Source organism: Pectobacterium actinidiae (genome assembly GCF_000803315.1).
Taxonomy (GTDB): domain Bacteria; phylum Pseudomonadota; class Gammaproteobacteria; order Enterobacterales; family Enterobacteriaceae; genus Pectobacterium; species Pectobacterium actinidiae.
The window spans coordinates 3,094,721-3,114,452 of the sequence record NZ_JRMH01000001.1 but is presented as its reverse complement, the minus strand read 5'-3'; the positions used below and the strand labels follow the sequence as shown (position 1 = coordinate 3,114,452).

Below are 19,732 nucleotides of genomic sequence, written 5' to 3'. Positions count from 1 at the left end.
GCTGCATCGTCGAGCACAAAATAAACCGCTCATTCATACCGTTTCTTTATCAACAATCAGGGACTAACGTGGACGATTTAAGGGAATTCGCACAGCTGTTTCCGGCGTGGTGGTTTGGAGCGCTGGGTGTGTTGGGGTTGATTGTTGGCAGTTTTTTGAACGTGGTGATTTACCGCTTGCCGATTATGCTGGAGCGTCGCTGGCGGCAGGACATCGCGCTTGAAACGGGCACCGCCGATTCCGGGCGTGATACGCGCTACAACCTGTGGTGGCCGCCTTCGGCTTGCCCACATTGCCAGCAGGCTATTGCGGTAAAAGACAATATCCCGCTATTCAGTTGGCTGTGGTTGCGTGGCCGATCCCGCTGCTGCCATCAATCGGTATCTGTGCAATATCCGCTGGTGGAGGCGATCGCCATGCTGGCTTTTCTGACGGCGGGTTTGCTCTGGCAGCCCGGTATGGCGCTGTGGGGGGCGTTGATCTTGCTGTCCTTCCTGTTGGTGCTGACCGTTATTGATATAAAAACGCTGTTGCTACCGGATGTGCTTACGCTGTCGCTTCTATGGATGGGGCTGCTGTTTAATCTGTCGGGGACATTTGTCTCATTGAACGATGCCGTAGTTGGCGCGATGGCCGGTTATTTATCTCTGTGGCTACTTTATTGGGCATTCAAATACACAACGGGCAAAGAAGCGTTGGGATACGGTGACTTTAAGTTGCTGGCTGCGTTGGGTGCCTGGCTAGGCTGGCAGGCATTGCCAAATCTGGTTTTGGTGGCGGCGCTGAGCGGGCTGGTTGTTACGCTTATCTGGCGCGTGTTGCGTAAAGAGGATACGGCTAAACCGCTGGCTTTTGGGCCCTGGCTGGCGATGGGCGGTGTGTTCGGCGTAATAATGAACGGATTCAATCTGTAGAGAATAACGAAAGCAATACGAATCATCGGCTGAACACCGTTCGGCAGGCATAAAAATAGGCTGAGGGTATAAATACCATCAGCCTTTTTTATCTCTCTATGCCCTTCAGCGAATAAAAGCGTTGTCAGGCAAATGACCGGTTATTCTACCATCAGCATAAAGGTACTCACCCAAACGACTAAACAGAATGAGATACCCATAAAAAAATACTTCACCGATTTGTTCTCCAGCAGAAACCACGCCAGCAACGATCCCGATTGTGCGTTTTATTATGGAAGGAAATAATTACGCTGCCGGTTATATCACCGAAGGGTAATCTTTCCCGTTGTCATCACCAGAGTCACACCAGTTATGACGGGATCGGCGCTAAATCTACGCCGAGTGAGGGGGGGAATTCAAGAGGTCCAGAAACTATATTTTCAAAATAGCATTAAAAAGCGTTGAGCCGTTTCAGAGGCTGAAAAAACCGGGAAAATTTGAGTAAAAATAGCCCCTCAATTTCCCCGATCCTTAACGCTGTTATCGTTGGTTTGACGCCTATTGGATAGGCTTGAATGAGTCAGGTCGCAGGCCTACGCTCTCCACCCCATCGCGGGCGCGATATGTTTCAGGATCGATTCGATCACATGCGCATTGTAATCCACGCCCAGTTGATTCGGCACCGTTAGCAATAGCGTATCTGCTTCGGCAATCGCCTCATCCTGTTTGAGCTGCTGGATGAGCGCTTCCGGTTCGGCGGCATAGCTACGGCCGAAAATCGCGCGCGTGTTTTCATCCAGAAAACCCACCTTGTCGCTATCATTACTGCTTCCGCCGAAATAGGCGCGATCGCGGTGATCCATCAGTGCAAAAATACTCCGGCTGACGGAGACGCGTGGTGTGCGTGTATGACCCGCCTCAGCCCAGGCTGCACGATAGGCACGAATTTGCTGTGCCTGCTGGATATGGAAAGGCTCACCCGTCTCATCATCTTTTAACGTGGAGCTTTGCAGGTTCATGCCCAGCTTCGCCGCCCATACCGCCGTAGCATTTGATCCGGCACCCCACCAAATTCGTTCACGTAGCCCTTCAGAATAAGGTTCCAGACGTAGCAGACCTGGTGGATTCGGGAACATGGGCTGCGGATTCGGTTTTGCAAACCCTTCGCCACGCAGCACATCCAACAGCACTTCGGTATGACGCCGCGCCATATCTGCTTCCGATTCCCCTTCTGTCGGCTGGTAGCCAAAGTAGCGCCAGCCATCGATCACCTGTTCAGGCGAGCCACGGCTGATGCCGAGCTGCAAGCGTCCGCCAGAGATCAGATCGGCGGCGCTGGCGTTTTCAGCCATGTACAACGGGTTTTCGTAGCGCATGTCGATGACGCCAGTGCCAATCTCGATGTTTTTAGTTTTCGCGCCAATCGCAGACAGCAGTGGGAAAGGTGACCCCAACTGGCGAGCAAAGTGGTGCACCCTGAAATAAGCGCCGTCAGCGCCCAGTTCCTCAGCGGCAACGGCAAGGTCGATAGATTGCAGTAGTGCGTCAGCCGCTGAACGCGTGCCAGATTGCTGTGACGGTGACCAGTGGCCGAATGATAAAAAGCCGATTTTCTTCATAGGGTATTTATCCTTATATTCAGGCTCGCTCTGCACAGCAAGGTTCTGCAAATTCAGTGATGGGATCACTCTACGCGATTAATAGTGAGAATAAATATCATTTTTTTAACGTAATAATTCAGTTTATCTGACCAAACGTTAGCAGGATAAATACGCTTTTTTGTCAGGGATTTTGGCTGTGTTCACGTAAATAGTGCGCCTGTTATTTAGGAAATAATCCACTCGGGATTATCTACCCCAAAATTGGTATCTAAATATTATTATGAGCGAGATCAGTATTTTCTTTCTCGCTGTCGCTGTATCATTTTATATATAGCGAAAATCAGGATACCAACATGATAAAGAAATTTGGCTACACGCTGTGGGTTGCCGGGCTGTTTTTGGTGTTTTCCAATGCCTGGGCGGCGCGTCAGGTGACCGATCAACTGGGGCGTAATGTCACGATTCCCGATCACGTTAATCGCGTGGTGGTGTTACAGCATCAAACCTTAAATCTGCTGGTGCAGTTGGATGCACAAGAGAGCGTAGTGGGTGTGCTTTCCAGTTGGAAGAAGCAACTGGGCGAGCATTATGTGCGGCTCGCTCCGCGTCTGGTGGATTTACCGATGCCGGGCGATCTCACACAGGTGAATATTGAAAGCCTGCTAAAGCTGTCGCCACAGGTGGTTTTTGTCGCTAACTATGCGCCGCCGGAAATGATTGCGCAGATTGAGCGGACAGGCATTCCGGTCGTGGCGATCTCGCTGCGTCAGGATCAGCCGGGAGAAGCCGACAAAATCAATCCTACGATGAGCGATGAAAACACGGCATATAACGAAGGGCTGAAGGCAGGGATTCGGCTGATTGGTGACGTCGTTGAGCGCCAGAAACAGGCGGAAGCGCTGATCGACTTTACGTTTACGCAGCGGCAAAAGGTGAGTGCGCGTCTGGAGTCTATTCCAGAAGAAAAGCGAATTCGCGTGTATATGGCTAACCCAGACCTGACAACCTACGGCTCAGGAAAATATACCGGCCTGATGATGTCGCATGCAGGGGCGCTGAATGTGGCGGCAGCCTCAATAAAAGGCTTTAAACAGGTATCGATTGAAAATGTGCTGGCCTGGAATCCGCAGGTGATTTTCGTGCAGGATCGCTACCCGGATGTCGTGACGCAGATCGTCAACGATCCGGCCTGGCAGGCGATTGATGCGGTGAAACAGCATCATGTGTATCTGATGCCGGAATACGCCAAAGCCTGGGGGTACCCGATGCCGGAAGCATTAGCGATTGGCGAATTATGGATGGCGAAAAAGCTGTACCCTGAGCGCTTTACCGATATCGATATGCAAAAAGCCGCCGACGCGTATTACCAACGCTTCTACCGTATGGACTACCGTGCGGACGCCTCTGCGGCACAATGAGTTATCGCACCTACCGGATCACGCTGCTGACGGTGGTGGTGTCCACGCTGTTGATTGCCGTGTGTTCACTGGGGATAGGGCGTTTTAGCTTATCCCCGTGGCGCATCATCCAGATCCTTGTCGAGCCGCTGTCTGGCAACAATCCCTTGCTTGGGGATATCGAGCGGCAAGTGGTGTGGAGCGTACGTTTACCCCGCGTGTTATTAGCCTGGTGTGCAGGCGCGGCGCTGGCGCTGAGCGGAGCCACGCTGCAAGGCGTTTTCCGTAATCCGCTGGTCGATCCGCATATCATCGGTGTGTCCGCAGGCGCGGCCTTCGGTGGCACGCTGGCGATTCTATTAAGCTGGACGCCGTTGTTTTTACTGTTGTCTGCGTTTACGTTCGGCATGCTGGCGCTCTTGCTGATTTTCATGATGGCCGCCGCATTCGGCAAACAGAATGTGCTGATCCTGATTCTGGCCGGCGTCATCCTCAGCGGCTTTTTTGGTGCGCTGGTTAGCCTGATGCAATATCTGGCGGATACCGAAGAGAAATTGCCGAGCATCGTTTTCTGGCTGTTAGGCAGCTTTGCTACCGCACACTGGAACTCGCTGATGACAATGGCGGTGCCGCTAGGCCTTGCCGGCGGGCTACTGCTGCGGCTGCGTTGGCACATCAACGTGTTGTCGATGGGCGAGCAGGATGCGCGTGCGCTGGGTGTCGCCGTATCGCCTTTGCGCTGGCTGATTTTGAGCTTGTGTGCCGCGATAGTCGCCGCTCAGGTGGCGGTCAGCGGGAGTATTGGCTGGATTGGTCTGGTGATTCCTCATGTCGCACGCATGCTGGTAGGTGCCGATCATCGTCGCTTGCTGCCCGTGTCGCTCTGGCTGGGTGGAGGCTTTATGGTGCTGGTGGACGATCTGGCGCGGAATCTCAGCGAGGCGGAGATTCCGCTAGGTATTCTGACTGCGTTACTCGGCGCACCGCTTTTTGCCGTGCTGTTGTATAAAACACAGCGACAGGGGAGAGGACGCTAATATGCCTACCATCAGGTTATCGACAGAAGAATTGGTGTATGGCTACCAACAGGGGCAGGGCTTTTTTTCACCGTTGAATCTGTGCTGTCAGGAAGGGGAAATTACGGTGATTCTGGGCGCGAACGGCAGAGGAAAAACGACACTGCTGAATACGCTGATGGGGCATTTATCACCGCTTTCCGGGACGATCCTGCGTGATGGACACATTGGTTTTGTGCCACAGATATTTACGCCGCCGTTTTCTTATAGCGTTCTGGATATGGTGCTGATGGGGCGTGCTGCGCGTGTTCGGCTGTTTGCCATGCCTTCTGCGCATGACATCAGCGTTGCTCTAAATGCACTCACCATGCTGGGAATCGCCTCCCTTGCTGAATGTGAGTTTAGTGCGTTGTCCGGCGGGCAACGGCAGCTCGTGCTAATTGCGCGTGCGTTGGCCTCGGAGTGTCAGGTATTGATTCTGGACGAACCGACGGCGGCGCTTGATGTGCAAAACCAGGCGCAGGTGCTGCGATTATTGAAGCATCTGGCTAAAACGCAGCGCTTGAGCATTCTTCTGACCACGCACGATCCTTCTCACGCGCTGGCTATTGCCGATCGAGCGCTGCTTCTGATGGATAATCAGCACTATCTTTATGGCCGCTGTGATGGGGTTGTCACGGAGGATAACCTGTCGCGGCTGTACGGCATTCCGATGCGTCAGGTCTGTGTGGACATCGCGCCGCAGCCGTATTATGCGCTGATATCGATATTGACCATGACGGAGCCACTATGACTACTCCCCTTCGCCTGTATGCGGCTGGCAGTCTGCGCCTTGCATTCGCTCCGCTGTTGGCAACATTTAGCGAACGTTATGCGATAGACGTGACGCCGACTTTCGGCCCGGCGGGGCTACTGAGTGAAAAAATGATGCACGGCGATGCGGTGGATATTTTCGCCTCGGCGAACTGCGCGCACCCTTTACGCTTGAAAGCGCTGGGACTGGCGGAGGAAACCATCGTGTTTACGCGCAACCACCTGTGTATTGTGATGCGTAACGTGCCGGAACTGACTACGCAATCCTGGCTGATGGCGCTGCGTGACCCGCGTTTTGTGCTGTCAACCTCAACGCCCGGCAGCGATCCCGGTGGGGATTATGCGTTTCAACTCTTTGATCGCATCGAACATCTGCATCGGGGATGGGGAAATCAACTGCGCGACAAAGCGAAACCACTGGTGGGCGGAGCGCTTGACCATGCCATCCCAACTGGTATGACGGCGGGGAGCTACCTGATTCGGACCGGGCAGAGCGATATGCACATTGGCTATGCCAGCTATCTGCCGTTACTGCTCAATCAACCGGATCTGCATGTGGTTCATTTACCCGCTCCCTATCGTATTGATGCCGAGTACATGCTGGCCGTGATGAAGCCTGCCCGGCGTGAGGCGCGGCTGCTGGCGAACTACCTTTTATCTCCTGAAGGACAAGGCTTTCTGATGAGCGAAGGATTCGCCTCGCTGTTTTAGTCGCAGAATGGGAGGTAAATCGGTCAACGATGACGAACTCTGCTATGATTGCGGCATATCTGCGCCGCTCTTTAGCTCGGCGTCACCTTTCGTTATCTCGTCCTTGGTAGAGTAATCACTGTGAGTACAACCTCTTTTTCTTCCCTCGCGCTGCCCGCAGAGCAGTTATCTAATCTTAATGAACTGGGCTATACCGACATGACGCCAGTCCAGGCGGCGACGCTGCCAGCCGTTCTGAGCGGCGCAGACGTGCGGGCCAAGGCGAAAACCGGTAGCGGCAAAACGGCAGCATTTGGCATTGGGTTGCTGGATCGCATTGTCGTGAGCGACTTTACCACGCAGGCGCTGGTGCTGTGCCCGACGCGCGAACTGGCCGATCAGGTCAGCAAAGAGCTGCGTCGTCTGGCGCGTTTTGCGCAAAACATTAAGATTCTGACACTGTGCGGCGGTCAGCCGATGGGGCTGCAGCTCGATTCGCTGGTTCATGCTCCGCATATTGTTGTCGGGACACCGGGACGTATTCAGGATCATTTACGCAAGCAGTCTTTGTCTCTAGGTAGCCTGAAAGTGCTGGTGCTGGATGAAGCCGATCGCATGCTGGATATGGGTTTTACTGACGCGATTGATGATGTGATTTCCTATACGCCGCCCGATCGTCAAACTCTGCTATTTTCCGCTACGTACCCAGAAGAGATCGAGCGGATCAGCGCACGCGTTCAACGTCAGCCGCAACGTTTCGAGATTGCAGACGGTGTAGAAGAGTCGGCCATTGAACAACGTTTCTATGAGACGACGAAAGAGCAGCGCTTGCCGCTGTTAATTGCCATTTTGGGTAATTATCAGCCTTCGTCCTGCGTAGTGTTCTGTAACACGAAGCGTGATTGCCAAAGCGTATTTGACGCGCTGGACATGCGTGGGATTAGCGTATTAGCGCTGCATGGCGACCTGGAACAGCGCGATCGCGATCAGGTTCTGGTGCGTTTTGCTAACCGCAGTTGCCGTGTGCTGGTGGCAACCGATGTTGCGGCTCGCGGTCTCGATATCAAAGAGCTGGAGCTGGTCGTGAATTTTGAGCTGGCTTTCGATCCTGAGGTTCACGTTCATCGCATTGGCAGAACGGGTCGTGCGGGCACGAAGGGGCTAGCGGTGAGCCTGTGTACACCACAGGAAATGAACCGCGCTAATCTGATTGAAGATTATCTCGGTATGCGTATTAAATGGACTCCGGCGGATGAGATTGGCCGCAGTGGCGAGGTTGCGCTCGAACCTGAGATGATGACGCTGTGCATTGATGGTGGCAGAAAAGCCAAAATTCGTCCCGGCGATATCCTCGGTGCGTTAACCGGCGATGCAGGATTAACAGCGGCGGAAGTGGGGAAAATTGATATGTTCCCGCTGCATGCTTATGTCGCTATCCGTAAAGCCAGCGCCAAACGCGCGTTGCAGCAGCTCCAGAAAGGCAAAATCAAAGGAAAAAGCTGCAAGGCCAGATTGTTAAAGTAATCGGTGGCTGATATACCAGACAGAAGGGGCACGGCTAACAGACAGGAGCGTTAAGAGCGGATGCAGACAACAGAAATCGATCGGCGGCTAACGGAAGTGAGCCAGCAGCTAACGATGGTGCTGGTACCAGGATTGCGGGACAGCGATGACGAACACTGGCAAAGCCATTGGGAACGGCGTTTCCCTCACTGGCACCGTATACAACAGCGGGAATGGTATCAGGCCGATCTGGATCGCTGGGTGCTGGCGATCCGTCGTGAACTTAGCGTTTGTACACAGCCCGTGGTTCTGATCGGCCACAGTTTTGGTGCGCTGGCTTCCTGTCACGTTGTGCAGCAGGGTCAGGAAGGGATCGCCGGTGTGATGCTGGTGGCACCTGCCGAACCGATGCGTTTTGAGATTGACGATCGCATTCAGGCGGCACCGCTATCGGTTCCGGCACTGACATTTGCCAGTCATAACGATCCGTTGATGAGTTTCACTCGCGCCCAATACTGGGCGCATGCGTGGGACAGTGAACTGGTTGATGTTGGTGAGGCTGGGCACATTAATGCAGAAGCGGGATTTGGTCCCTGGGAATATGGTCTGACAAGACTCGCTGAGTTCTCAGAGGCGCTCATTGATACTCATTAATCGGACAGTTTCCATCAAATAGTCATATTACATTATTAAGATAACGTTATATTTTTCTTTAATGCCAGGGCAATGAATATAGTTGTCTTGGCATCTGTTTTTATTAAGAAACCGCTTCTTGATCGCCTGAGCCATGCAGCATTTCCTGAATCTGCTGATAAACTTCGGCAGCAGATAAATTGCTATATGACGTTTTGCTTTCAAAATGTAATACCTGTTCGCCACCAGAACTATGAAGTGCGCCCATGAGTGCCAGGTCTTCTTGTGTGATGCGCTGTCCGGTAAAGGCATCGAACATTTCAGAATTACCATCCGGGTACTTCACTACGGAAATGAGTTTGCCGTTGTACAAAGGAATACCCGTCATTGCCAGCGAGTATTCGGTGGCGGCTTTCTGCTGTGTCTTAACCTGCTCTGGCGGAGGCGTCTCTTTTTCTTCCGCAGTGCGATTCTTTTGAGAAGAGAGCGTAACTTTGGTGCTCTCGTTCGAACCCGGCATATTTTGAGAGTCGGAGTTTGTTGATGTGTCGGTTTTATTCCCCGGGCTGATAGCTGCAACGACAGTCGGGTTAGCAGCCGCACCAATCGGAGGCATGGTTGCCGGGGTAGTCGCATTCACGAGTTGAATATCTGGAATCACCACAGTATAACTCCTTCTTATATCTATTTAATGCTGGTAATGGTTTTACCAGTGAGTTACTTCAGTGTATTAAAACCACAGACGTTAATATCGTAATCGTTAAAATTCAGGTCACCAACACAAGCAGGATAATTGTCTTCCGTGGAAGACGGGACAATCTGCTGGAGATAATTTCCTATTGTTCAACATTATGACGTTAACAAAATGGTTCAGTGAGAACACAGTTAATGTAAAAAGTATTTATGCCAAACACTATTTATGCAAAATGCAATTGCATTAAAAAAACACCCTATCAGAAAAGGTATCGGCTGTTTTTTCTGCTTCATTAATATCCAAAAGGCATAAGATTTAACTTTTTGATTACCAATCGTGCGAATTTATGTGACCAAACCTCTCCATTTTTAAAAAATATAAAACTATCATGGTATTAGCGTGATGTAGTGATAACCCTTGCCTCATATATGCTCTACAAGTGCGGGGGAACGCGATACACTGTTTTTCTTGTTTTTTCCCTGTTAAGACGTGCTATGCCCAGTATTAAACTGACGGTTAATTATTTGTATCGGCAAGTTGGCGAAACGCGCGAAGCCTCACTGGCAACTGCTCGCGTTTTTGTTGGTGATGAGCTTATCGCTACAGAGATGATTACCGGTATGACGGAAGTCCCGGTCGATAAGTATTTGCACCACTCAGGGCAGGAAGCGCAGCCCGTCCGTGTCGAATGGGATTGCGAAGGCACAACCGCCATGACGGTATCTGAGGTAGAAATCTGCCCCTGCTGCCACCATGATTAGCCTGATACGCTAAGTTGTTTTTGAATGATGCGGTGTCATGATTGACACACCAAAAATACAACGCGAGTTGCAGAAAAGCTAACACATCAGTGGCTTAAAATATGCGGGTAGACAGGATGAATGTATGAAAGCAGGGATATCAACCTTAATAGCCTGTGGACTGTGGACGGCAACATGGGGAGCGCAAGCTGGCTGGTACGTCGTGAGCAATTACGAAGGCCATATTGGGCCTTATCCGGTTCATTTTTCGTTGCAGAAATACAGTATTGAGCAAGATAAAAATCTGCTTGGGAGCTACTTTTACGATAAATACAGAGCGCCGATCCCTCTGTATGGGCGACTCTCCGAGACTTCGCTTGAAATCTGCGAAATCCATACCCCGCAGGACTACGATAAATATATCGTTCAGGGCGTTAAGTCCGGCATCGATATGACTCACTGCCCCTTTAAATTGACCGAGGTAGGGGAAGAACTTCGCGGCGAGTGGTCAAATGGGAAGGCGCGTTATGATGTTAGCCTGCGGCGTGTGGCATCCTTTGACGATAGCGAACAGCCCGCCAAGGTCGAAGGGCAGGTCGATGTTCCTTTCTGGGGGCAAACGGCGACTCACAGTTTCGTCGGCGTGTATCAAAACAGCGATGCAGGAATGGTCGTTGAGGGAATCAAGGCGATTAACAAGAAGAGCGGCAATGTCGATCAGCTTCTCCAGCCTGATTTTCAACAATGTCAGTTTGGTTTCTTCATGACACCTGTTTATATGAATATTGAAAATGGTGAAGACAATCGCAGCATCATGCTGAACTGCTATTCCCACGGTGGAGGCGATATTCTGCTGGAATACCGTTTTGATGAGGCAAGCCAGCGTTATGATGTAGTTAGTGAGTAAATATTCGAACGGATTAGGAACGTTAGCGGCTTTTCATAGATAAATACCCTGTATTATTTTGCAGGCTAAATATGTTTTTGTTCATTGTTGGAAATAAATGATTTTTATTTCCACGCCTTTCTTGTTAAAAATATTCCCGCCTTAATTTTTTTGTCAATATTACGTTATACCCTAAATAATTCGAGTTTCAGGACAAAACGCTAGCGTTTTGAACAGCGCTTGCGCTGACCCCGAAGGGGTGAGGCCATAAGGCCGAATAACGCGGCAAGAGAAGGACAAATTCGTCGGGAACGAATTTGACCAGCCAATGGCTGGCCTTCGGTGAGAGACAGGATGTCTCTCATTTCATCCCGATGAGCTTACTCAGATAAGTGATTCGGGTGACTGACAAATCTGCCAGAGCAGATTTGAACGCTGCTTGCAGCGGCCCCTACGGGGCGAGATCCACGCAAGTGGGCCGAGTAGCGCAGCCAACGCACATGCAACTTGAAGTATGACGGGCATATATCTTCATTGTAACTGTAAAGGTACGAGTCCATAAAAGGGCTATTTTCTGCTAAAGGAGTGAAAATGCTTTCAGGAAAGAAAACGATCATGGCGATGTCTATATTGTGTGTCGCTTTTTCTGCGCATGCGGATAATTTCTCTAAGTTGGATCAAGCGCTACCGTCAGGCATTAATGCGCTTGAGATTGCGCCGGTATTTGATTTCGACAGTGACGGCTGTTTGCCCAGTGCCGGGTTTAGCCGAGGCGGGTTACAAAACGGTGGTTTGAAGCCGACAGGAAGTCTGACAGGCGGGTGCCGATGGGGGAATTTTCTCGACTCGTCAAATACCTTGCACCGATACGCCTGTATTGATTCCGGTGGCTCTCGCTATTGTGGTAGCTTCTATGCGCTCTATTTCTTAAAAGATCAGGTAGTGGGCGGTTTGAATACGGGTCATCGACATGACTGGGAACATGTTGCCATCTGGACTAAAAACGGCGCAGTAACGCATGGCAGCTTCAGTGCACACGGCAAACTGACGACGGAAGCCGCAGCGAATATCGATAAGCAGGGCGGTCACCTAAAATTTGTGTACCACAAAGACGGTGCGTTAACGCACGCTTTCCGGTTTGCCAAAACAAATGAACAGGCGGAAAACCCTTACGGCAACTTTGTGACGCCGGATATTGTCAGCTGGTATGCGATGTCAGGTGACGGTATTAGTAACGAAGAACTGCGTAACCGATTAAATGCATTCGACTATGGTTCCGCCTCGATTCCGCTTAAAGACAGTAATTTCCTGACTAACCTGAATAATGGTCGGCCAGCTGGTTATCCAGAATTTACGGCTGCTAGTTTAACGGCGTCGAAATAGTTATGACGGTAAGGGAGGTATAATTTTTTATACCTCTCATTATTAGGTTTTTTCCTGCTACGCGTTTTTCGACATATAGCGATTTTTATATTGATTTTGATAATCATCAGTAGCAATCTGTCCTTGAAATATGCTCACCTAATTACACACTCTACGTGATATTGGTATCGTGGGAAGTCGTGACGGGGCTGCACTAGTCTTGTCAGGGGCACACATTCAGTGTGCCGCTACAAAAAATCCTGCTGGATAAGAGATAAAAGGTATTAATGCCATTCAGCGCTTTCTGGTCGTTCGAATTTGTACGGTGAACAGGATGGACATCACCACAAAACCTACCGCCGCATATAGCACCGTTGTATAACCCCAATGTAGGTAGAGTGCACCAAAAAGCGTATTCCCGATAAAGACGGCTAAATAGGTAACCGCGCTGTTAAGCCCCATAATTGCACCGCGTTTCGACGTATCGGTTGTGTTTAGTCCAGTGATCAGTAAATTCACGCACAGGTGGTTAGCGGTGCCAAGAAAAAGCATCAGAATGCAGATAACTGGCAGGCTATTTCCTGACAGGGCAAAAATGAGATACACCGTGGCGACTGTCAGGAATGAGGATGGCATTGCCACTTTAGGGTTTACTTTGCTTATCATCGAATCCAGAAAAGCCGCTGAGCCAAAACCGATACCGTAGCAAAGCGCAATCAGGCCGTTAGCACTGAGCGGTTGATGCAGTTCACTATACAGATAGTCCCCCAGATAGCCGTAAGCCCCATAAAAGGCGGTCATGAACCCGCCACACGCAGCCAATAGCGATTTCACGCCGGGCACGCTCAGTGCCGCAAGCGGTGATGATGAGGCTCGCGTGATATTTTCATCCTGATTACTCAGACGGGAAAGGATGACGATAGCCAAAACGGCAAGCGCGCCGATCCCCAGATAAACGACACGCCAGTGAAACTGTTCTGCCAGAATCGACGCGAGTGAAACGCCGGCGACAAGGCTTAATGTCCAGCCGGTAAGAACAACGCCAGTGGTTTTATTTTCCAATCCCTTGGGAGCGATAGCAGCAGCGGTGGTGTAAATCGCCGGAATCGCGACGCCGGATGCAATACCGGCAACGAGCTGGCTGGCTATCAGCCATTCGACGGAAGAAGCAATAGCGCTGGAAAGTAAGGCAATGACCAGCAGGGTCATGGCGTTCTTCAACATCCTAACAGCGCCAAATCGATCGATGTATCGCGCTAAAAACAGGGCGCTTAGCGCGGTTCCCAGACCAAACGCGGCCGACGCCAGCATCACTGACTGGGCGATGCTCTTGAACGATAGTGCTATCTCGGGAGCGATGGGACCCATGAGTAGCGAATTGGATCCAATCACGCCGATACAGAACGTCAAGACATAAGCCGCGCCAGGAACACGAAGCGCGCGTGAATGGGGATGCAATTCAGCATGTTGATGTTGTGACATTGAAATTTCGCTTTTTGCTTAATATGATTCTGAGAAAACACTATTAACCAAACAGTATTAGTTTTAAATAAGGAATGAGAGAATGAAAATAAATAAAGATGACATTAAGCCAAAAGTCATTCCTACACGGGATATTGATGCCATTGACCGAAGATTATTAAGGGAACTGGTTGAAGATGCCACGTTGAGCTATGCCGAACTGGGGGAAAAAGTTGCGCTTTCGGCTCCTGCCGCGCATGAACGGGTGAAACGGCTTCGGCGCGACGGCGTGATACGGAAAACGGCCGCGTTGCTCGATCCTGTCGCGATAAAAAAGAATCTTCTGGCATTTGTGCACGTTGACACCAGTGGCTGGGGCGTTTCATCCGAACTGATGGAGATAACGCGTAATTCTGATGTTGAAGAAGTACATTCTGTTGCTGGCGATACGGCTATGATCCTCAAGATCCGCACAGAAGACGCGCAGTCGCTCGAAAAGCTCCTGTTCCAGCTTTACGCCGTGCCGGGCGTTAGTTCAACGCGCTCGTATATTGTTCTGTCTACCTATCTTGAGCGTCCTGTACAACCAAGCGATAGTTGATTCGCTGATGATTTTGCTCGGCCAGGTCGGGTAAATTGGGTGAGAGGTTTATATTCAGGCCATTGCTAAAATATTAGGCAATAGCCTGAAGCAACATCGATATTATCTTTAACTCTCGTCTGGTGATAAACTCGATATTTGTTCATTCATTGTTGCATTATGGCAGCGATAAGCATGAATCTGTTCTTTAATTGAAAGATTGTTAGCATCTAATGATTCGACATCACCGCATTTTTTATTTCTGTCTTTAACCCATGTTTCTTGAGAAACGTGGAACTTTTTTTTCATATCTTCAGGTGCGTCTTCCACTATTCCATAGACGTCGGTGAAAAAGAAAAGATATTCTTCCTTTTCTCTTGCAAGCGTTTTTTCTTGCGCGTTTTTTGTGATTTTTTCAGCGTTTTCACTGAGCCAGGCTACGGCATAAATCGCTCTGGATAGGGCGTCATAAGATTTTTTCTCTACTTTTATTTCCTTGCCATTATCAAGAACACTGAGATCGTAGGCAAAGGACGGAATGACGATTCTGTTATCGCTGAGTCTATTGTCTTTGCTTTCACCTGTTTTAGTGAAAAGGTTATTGTCGATCTTACTCATTTCATCTTTTGTGTACATCAGATCGTCTTCATTAAGAATAATATTGACGACTTCCTGACTCACGGGAATTTCAACCCGAAGGCTACATGAGAATGTTTTTCCCCAGCGTGGCTGAGTGGATAATTTAGAATACATCACGCTCACAGCATCAACAGACTGAGAAGGAGATTTAGAGAACATGGATTTTGCGCGATCGGAAAACGTTTTTTTAACGACTTCCACTGCGTTGAGATCGCTGCACTGAAAGTCTTCCTTCGCATACGCTGACGTGCAAGTAAGGATAATGCCAATCATAATATAGAGGCGCTTTTTCATTTCTTGTCCTTGTTTTCAGTCAATCCAAGCTGTGTCAGCCTTTCCTTGGTCATCTGCTGTTGGCAGGTATAAATTGTTGCCTGATCTTCCAGAGAACGATTTTGACTTGCGATGGTTTCTATTGCGCCACATTGTTTATTTTTGGTTTTTATCCACTGTCGCGCATCCTCTTTCAGTTGCCCTTTAATATAGTCTGGCAGGTTGCTCCAGTAAGTATTTAACGCACTATTAGCCTCCCTGAATTCGACAATGGCTTTATTATATTTAAAACGTGGCGATTGATCTTCCAACCTTGCTGCATTTTCTTGTAACCAGGCCAGCCCATAAAGTGTGTGCGAGACTGACTCATCATGTGGATACATAATATTGGTTTCTTGCTGATTATCAGCAATATGAACATTATAATAAATACGGTCTAATACGATGTATTCATCGCCCTTTTTGTGTGGGGGGATATTGAGAAGATAAATGCTTTTTGCTTTAGAGTCTCCATTTTCCATAATAGGATAGTATTTTAAAAAATCTACTACATCGGATGGGATTTTTATCTTGGCTTTGCCAAAACAGCTTAGGTTATTTTTTGTTTTAAGTTTTGTGATAATGATGTCATATTCAAATTCAATTTTTTTAATTGTCTCTAAAGATACACGTTCTCTGATGGGTTGTGCTTTCTCTTGATCTTCTTTGATTAACGACTGAATGACGAGAGGACTACGACATACAAGATTATTTGCATTGACATAGTGTGATAGAAGTATTGTCAATAATAGCGTTTTTATTATGATTTTTATCATTTTCAATTCCATTCAAATCACGTTAGCAGGACATGCAGATTCGTTTGTCTGAAGATGAATAGGCGTTAGCGCCGACCATCTTATAGGTCTCATTTATTTTTTTGAATTGATATATATAAGCTCCTTCGCCTGCTTCTTGTTTAAGTTCAGATTCCCTTTCGTTAAGCAGATTGATGACCATTCCTTTGATGCCAGGAGGAGAAACGATGTCCATCTGTATATTAATGATACCTGATGACAACGTATAATAATTCATGACGAAAACCGACCCCGCATCTTTATAGGTTTTCTCGAAATATTTCTCTGACGGCGATAGGTTTTTTATTTCTTGCAGAAATGAAATAAAAGCTGCTTTTCCACCTGAACCATTGAAGATAAAACTGGCGTCAGATTCCAGCTTTGGCATTATTTCGTTGTTTTTATAACTGACTTTATCTTTTTTCGCTATGCTTACACCATAGCTAGCGGGAATAAAATAGGAATCAGAGAGTTCAATAAATTGGTTATAGTCTTTTTGCGATAATTTACTTTTTTGCAACACATTGGTGAAATCTGTCACAAAAGTGGAGAAGTCTTGCGCATATACCCCACTTGAAAGAGGAAGGAAAAGAAAAGGCCAAACGGCGCTTTTTATATAACTCCATTTCATAATAAACACGTATTCCTTACAAGTAATGAATAAATCCTTTCGATATTATAAGGTTATTCATGGTCGCAAGTATATACCCTATAAACCTCAAGATGCAGGTTTGAGTACCTGAAAGCGGTCGTGAATTCTTGATGTCAGTGAGTCCGCTATTTCTGGCAGCGTGGTTGAGAAAAAATTGAATATCGCATCCCGAAAGTCGCGGGTATTTTCAAAATAGCGATTATTTCTCGCATGCTCGTTCATCACTTTCCATAGACGCTCTATGGCGTTCAGGTTCGGACTGTAAGGCGGCAAATAGTGAAGCTCTATATTCACGACTAAAGCCCAATCTTTAATCAATTGGGTTCGGTGATAACCCGCACTATCCAGTATCACATGGATTTTCTGCCGATAATCAGGGTAACGTTTACGTATCTCAATGAAAAACAGAGCAATAGTGTAGTCATTAATCGTTTTGTAATCGTGAATGACCGTACCGCCGATATCGCTCAGATTCAGCGCGCCCAGTATATTCAGACAGGTTCGGCTTCCCGTTGTTTTAACTGACTTTTTATGCCCTTTCCGTATGCATCCATAACTGAGCTTTGTGGCTTGTGTCGGATGAACCGCATCGATAAACAAAATCGGCTCATTGCTCGCCGTTCTCTTTAAATTCTCATAATATTCAATGAACTGCTTCTGTTTTTCTTCACTGAATTTATGGGGTACGCCCGCCGGTTTTTTGTAAGTGAAGCCCTGACGGTGCAGCCACTTGTTCATGCTGGGGATACTGAACCGGATAGCACAGCGCTGCTCGACATACGCCACGATATCGCGAGTATGATGGAACAGATGTAGAGATAAATGACTGATTAAATGAGCAGTTCGTTCAACACTCAGCCGACTTGCAGATTCACCATTTTCAGGCTTGAGTTTGCGGGTGTTGACGTAATCGTTGATATGCAGGTTTACTGTCGTTTCATGCAGGCGCAGAGCCTGTGCAATCATCGCAGAAGTCCAACCTTCAGAGGCAAGAAGAACGGCTTTAATGCGGTCACGAACACGACCATCACGAGTGGTGTCACGAAGGTGCTCAAGTTCGGTTTTCTGTTCGTCGTTAATAAATATCTTAATAGTGGATAAGCATGATCTCCTTGCTGCATAAAACCAAGCATCTTCAATGAGCACGGGTATATACTCATTCTCGTTAAAAATCCACTTCTACATTTAAAGGATTATGTGTCAGTGAGTTTATGACGTCATTATTGTTTTTTACCGCAATTTTTTTTCGTTAATAGTCATTAAAAATGGCGTTATGTTTTTATTATTTTCCAAAACCGCTTCATATTTTTTCAATATCCTCGCGGCATCTTTTTCCAAATTGACCTTCTTGTACCATGTGTAATATACACTATATAGCAGTACGGTTTTTAACTCGATGAAGTCATTTGCTATTCCAGGATGATAGCTGAGAAATTTGTCTGTGTATTCTTCCAATTCACGAACTTTTTCCACTTGTTGAGATGGGATATCAAGTAGTGGGTGAGCGGTTTTCATCATTTCCAACATATAATAAAACATCACAGGGGAAATATGTGGAAGGAAAACATGATTCCTGAAGTCGTTGATGACCTCGTTTTTAGATTCAATATCTGGCAAAGAATAAGTGGTTTGTGTTAAATGGCTAAGTAACGTTACATCATCTTCAGAGTCATTGCTCAGACGCCAATTCGCGTAGCTCATTTTAACATAAGCACGTTGGAAGCTTTCTTTATCCGGATAGGGATAATAGGGATAGAAATTGAGTGCCTGAACCAGAAAATCGGCGGCGATTTCTTTGGGCAATTCATCATCATATACATCAATGAAAGACGTGGTTAAGCCAGCCATCAAGTAGTTGAGTTCGTCTTTGATGAAAGAATGTTTTTTCTGTAAGGCGACGATTTCATCTTGTATGTTAGCAATCAAATTGGCCATACCAATGGCATCCATTTCACCGACTCGAATGCTAAGAGCGCGGGCATTGATATCAATAAAAAGGATCTTGGCGATGACTTCTCGTTTTTGGCTATCGATGAGTGTGGGGTGATCAATTATTTTTGCGAAAAGATTATTAAACCATCGATTTTCATGACTTGTACCGTGCTCGTTGGGAGCTAGTGTTTTCTCATTTAGACTGTAATGCAGAGAATCAAGTTTGCTATCGCGGGTGAAACCCACGAGATTTACGACTGAACGAGAGTTTTCTTCTGCCAGTTTAATAATTTGTTGCTTCGAACGATGTGCTAGAAACAGTGTAGGAAACTGCCAGCTCTTGATAGCAAAAGGCTCAATAAATCGAAATGATGGGTTTTCTTTAGACGTTGCACGATTCCACGTATCTTCCATTTGTCGAATGATGTCTTGGGTATTTTCATCGGTATTACTACCAACCCAAGCCCCCTCTTTTTCATGGTAGAAACCGGAAATGCTTATCTGTGCAATCTTGGGATAAGGGTCATAAAACACTGCGCTTCCTGTTGCAGTAGCAAGCATTAGTAATAAAAAAAGTGTTGACTTTTTCGGATGGACTCGATTTCTAATGTAATAAATCAAGGCTAAAATAAAGATGGAAGCGGCACCCCAGAATAAAGGAATACGCCATTCGTTTAAGAAAAATAAAACAGCGGAAACATTAAAGAAAATCAGTGCTGGCAACCCAGCAAAAGTGACAACATTTCCAGCAAAATTAGCAATATCTTCCAGTTTCATTGAGAGGCTGTGTTCCAGTAAAACAATAAAGATAGATTAAAAAATATTATGCTTAGTGACAAGGCTTTACTACCTGAGGAGAGGTTAACTCTTTTTTAGATCAGCACTTTTACAAGTCATCCGCTGAACAAATGTTACGCCCAGTTGATACGGTGGAATTGGTGCGAAGATTTGGTATTGCAGGTTTTTGTTGATGGGAGTAGACGTTGTGATAAGTGTGAATGGTGTCCCCAGCAGGAATCGAACCTGCAACTAGCCCTTAGGAGGGGCTCGTTATATCCATTTAACTATGGAGACGTGAAGCCCGGCTATTATACGCATTTTTGCTCTGAGAATAAGCACTTAACGGCGCGTTTG

The 19,732-nt window shown here is 47.7% G+C and carries 20 protein-coding genes and 1 tRNA gene; 11 read left to right on the top strand and 10 right to left on the bottom strand.

All coding sequences use genetic code 11. The features are described 5' to 3' along the window. The first annotated feature begins 68 nt into the window (after positions 1-68). The gene (locus tag KKH3_RS13340) at positions 69-914 is read left to right on the top strand and encodes a prepilin peptidase (protein WP_039360393.1); all 846 of its coding nucleotides are present in this window, start codon (positions 69-71) and stop codon (positions 912-914) included. Positions 915-1,054: 140 nt separating this feature from the next. On the opposite strand, the gene ypdK is transcribed toward KKH3_RS13340, so the two are convergent. Continuing rightward, a complete protein-coding gene (ypdK, locus tag KKH3_RS22310; protein ID WP_099606229.1) occupies positions 1,055-1,129 on the bottom strand; it encodes a membrane protein YpdK in 75 nt (24 codons plus the stop codon). A 357-nt stretch (positions 1,130-1,486) separates the two neighbouring features. Continuing rightward, positions 1,487-2,512, bottom strand: coding sequence for an LLM class flavin-dependent oxidoreductase (locus KKH3_RS13335; protein WP_039360391.1), 1,026 nt, complete (start codon positions 2,510-2,512; stop codon positions 1,487-1,489). A 335-nt stretch (positions 2,513-2,847) separates the two neighbouring features. Between KKH3_RS13335 and KKH3_RS13330 the strand changes: the two genes are divergently transcribed. From KKH3_RS13330 to KKH3_RS13305, 6 genes are all read left to right on the top strand, one after another. Beyond that, positions 2,848-3,912, top strand: a complete 1,065-nt coding sequence (locus KKH3_RS13330; RefSeq protein WP_039360389.1) for an ABC transporter substrate-binding protein — start codon at positions 2,848-2,850, stop codon at positions 3,910-3,912. Further along, entirely contained in the window at positions 3,909-4,928 is a 1,020-nt protein-coding gene (locus tag KKH3_RS13325) for a FecCD family ABC transporter permease (protein ID WP_080756542.1), read from the top strand. Before KKH3_RS13330 ends, KKH3_RS13325 begins: the two co-directional genes overlap by 4 nt. A gap of 1 nt (position 4,929) precedes the next feature. Continuing rightward, entirely contained in the window at positions 4,930-5,700 is a 771-nt protein-coding gene (locus KKH3_RS13320) for an ABC transporter ATP-binding protein (RefSeq protein WP_039360387.1), read from the top strand. Further along, positions 5,697-6,431, top strand: coding sequence for a molybdate ABC transporter substrate-binding protein (locus KKH3_RS13315; protein WP_039360385.1), 735 nt, complete (start codon positions 5,697-5,699; stop codon positions 6,429-6,431). The genes KKH3_RS13320 and KKH3_RS13315 overlap by 4 nt, the downstream gene beginning before the upstream one ends. Positions 6,432-6,551: 120 nt before the next feature. After that, positions 6,552-7,934, top strand: a complete 1,383-nt coding sequence (dbpA, locus tag KKH3_RS13310; protein WP_039360383.1) for an ATP-dependent RNA helicase DbpA — start codon at positions 6,552-6,554, stop codon at positions 7,932-7,934. Positions 7,935-7,994: 60 nt separating this feature from the next. After that, complete coding sequence (locus KKH3_RS13305; RefSeq protein WP_039360381.1) at positions 7,995-8,567, top strand: alpha/beta hydrolase; 573 nt, start codon at positions 7,995-7,997, stop codon at positions 8,565-8,567. A gap of 103 nt (positions 8,568-8,670) precedes the next feature. Here KKH3_RS13305 and KKH3_RS13300 read toward each other — a convergent pair whose 3' ends face one another. Further along, positions 8,671-9,210: a hypothetical protein gene (locus KKH3_RS13300; protein WP_039360379.1), complete on the bottom strand. Its 540-nt coding sequence runs from the start codon at positions 9,208-9,210 to the stop codon at positions 8,671-8,673. Positions 9,211-9,734: 524 nt separating this feature from the next. On the opposite strand from KKH3_RS13300, the gene KKH3_RS13295 reads away from it, so the two are divergent. From KKH3_RS13295 to KKH3_RS13285, 3 genes are all read left to right on the top strand, one after another. Continuing rightward, positions 9,735-10,001, top strand: a complete 267-nt coding sequence (locus KKH3_RS13295; RefSeq protein WP_039360378.1) for a hypothetical protein — start codon at positions 9,735-9,737, stop codon at positions 9,999-10,001. Positions 10,002-10,125: 124 nt separating this feature from the next. Next, positions 10,126-10,887: a hypothetical protein gene (locus tag KKH3_RS13290; protein WP_039360376.1), complete on the top strand. Its 762-nt coding sequence runs from the start codon at positions 10,126-10,128 to the stop codon at positions 10,885-10,887. Positions 10,888-11,457: 570 nt separating this feature from the next. Then, complete coding sequence (locus KKH3_RS13285) at positions 11,458-12,249, top strand: NPP1 family protein (RefSeq protein ID WP_039360375.1); 792 nt, start codon at positions 11,458-11,460, stop codon at positions 12,247-12,249. Between the two features lie 273 nt (positions 12,250-12,522). Here the strand turns inward: KKH3_RS13285 and KKH3_RS13280 are convergent, their stop codons facing one another. Continuing rightward, positions 12,523-13,710, bottom strand: a complete 1,188-nt coding sequence (locus KKH3_RS13280; RefSeq protein WP_052201341.1) for an MFS transporter — start codon at positions 13,708-13,710, stop codon at positions 12,523-12,525. An 82-nt stretch (positions 13,711-13,792) separates the two neighbouring features. On the opposite strand from KKH3_RS13280, the gene KKH3_RS13275 reads away from it, so the two are divergent. Next, positions 13,793-14,290, top strand: coding sequence for an Lrp/AsnC family transcriptional regulator (locus KKH3_RS13275; protein WP_039360373.1), 498 nt, complete (start codon positions 13,793-13,795; stop codon positions 14,288-14,290). A gap of 108 nt (positions 14,291-14,398) precedes the next feature. Here the strand turns inward: KKH3_RS13275 and KKH3_RS13270 are convergent, their stop codons facing one another. The 6 genes from KKH3_RS13270 to KKH3_RS13245 all read right to left on the bottom strand — a co-directional run bounded on the left by KKH3_RS13270 (position 14,399) and on the right by KKH3_RS13245 (position 19,672). After that, a complete protein-coding gene (locus KKH3_RS13270) occupies positions 14,399-15,202 on the bottom strand; it encodes a hypothetical protein (protein WP_039360371.1) in 804 nt (267 codons plus the stop codon). Continuing rightward, positions 15,199-16,008, bottom strand: coding sequence for a lysozyme inhibitor LprI family protein (locus KKH3_RS13265; RefSeq protein WP_234991506.1), 810 nt, complete (start codon positions 16,006-16,008; stop codon positions 15,199-15,201). The genes KKH3_RS13270 and KKH3_RS13265 overlap by 4 nt, the downstream gene beginning before the upstream one ends. Positions 16,009-16,018: 10 nt before the next feature. Then, entirely contained in the window at positions 16,019-16,645 is a 627-nt protein-coding gene (locus KKH3_RS13260; protein ID WP_039360367.1) for a hypothetical protein, read from the bottom strand. Positions 16,646-16,732: 87 nt separating this feature from the next. Beyond that, positions 16,733-17,758 (bottom strand): IS630 family transposase, encoded by a 1,026-nt coding sequence (locus tag KKH3_RS13255; RefSeq protein ID WP_039362440.1) that lies wholly within the window; start codon positions 17,756-17,758, stop codon positions 16,733-16,735. A gap of 138 nt (positions 17,759-17,896) precedes the next feature. Continuing rightward, positions 17,897-19,375: a hypothetical protein gene (locus KKH3_RS13250; RefSeq protein ID WP_039360365.1), complete on the bottom strand. Its 1,479-nt coding sequence runs from the start codon at positions 19,373-19,375 to the stop codon at positions 17,897-17,899. 222 nt (positions 19,376-19,597) lie between these two features. Beyond that, positions 19,598-19,672: transfer RNA gene (locus KKH3_RS13245), tRNA-Arg, on the bottom strand. Between the last annotated feature and the right edge of the window lie 60 nt (positions 19,673-19,732).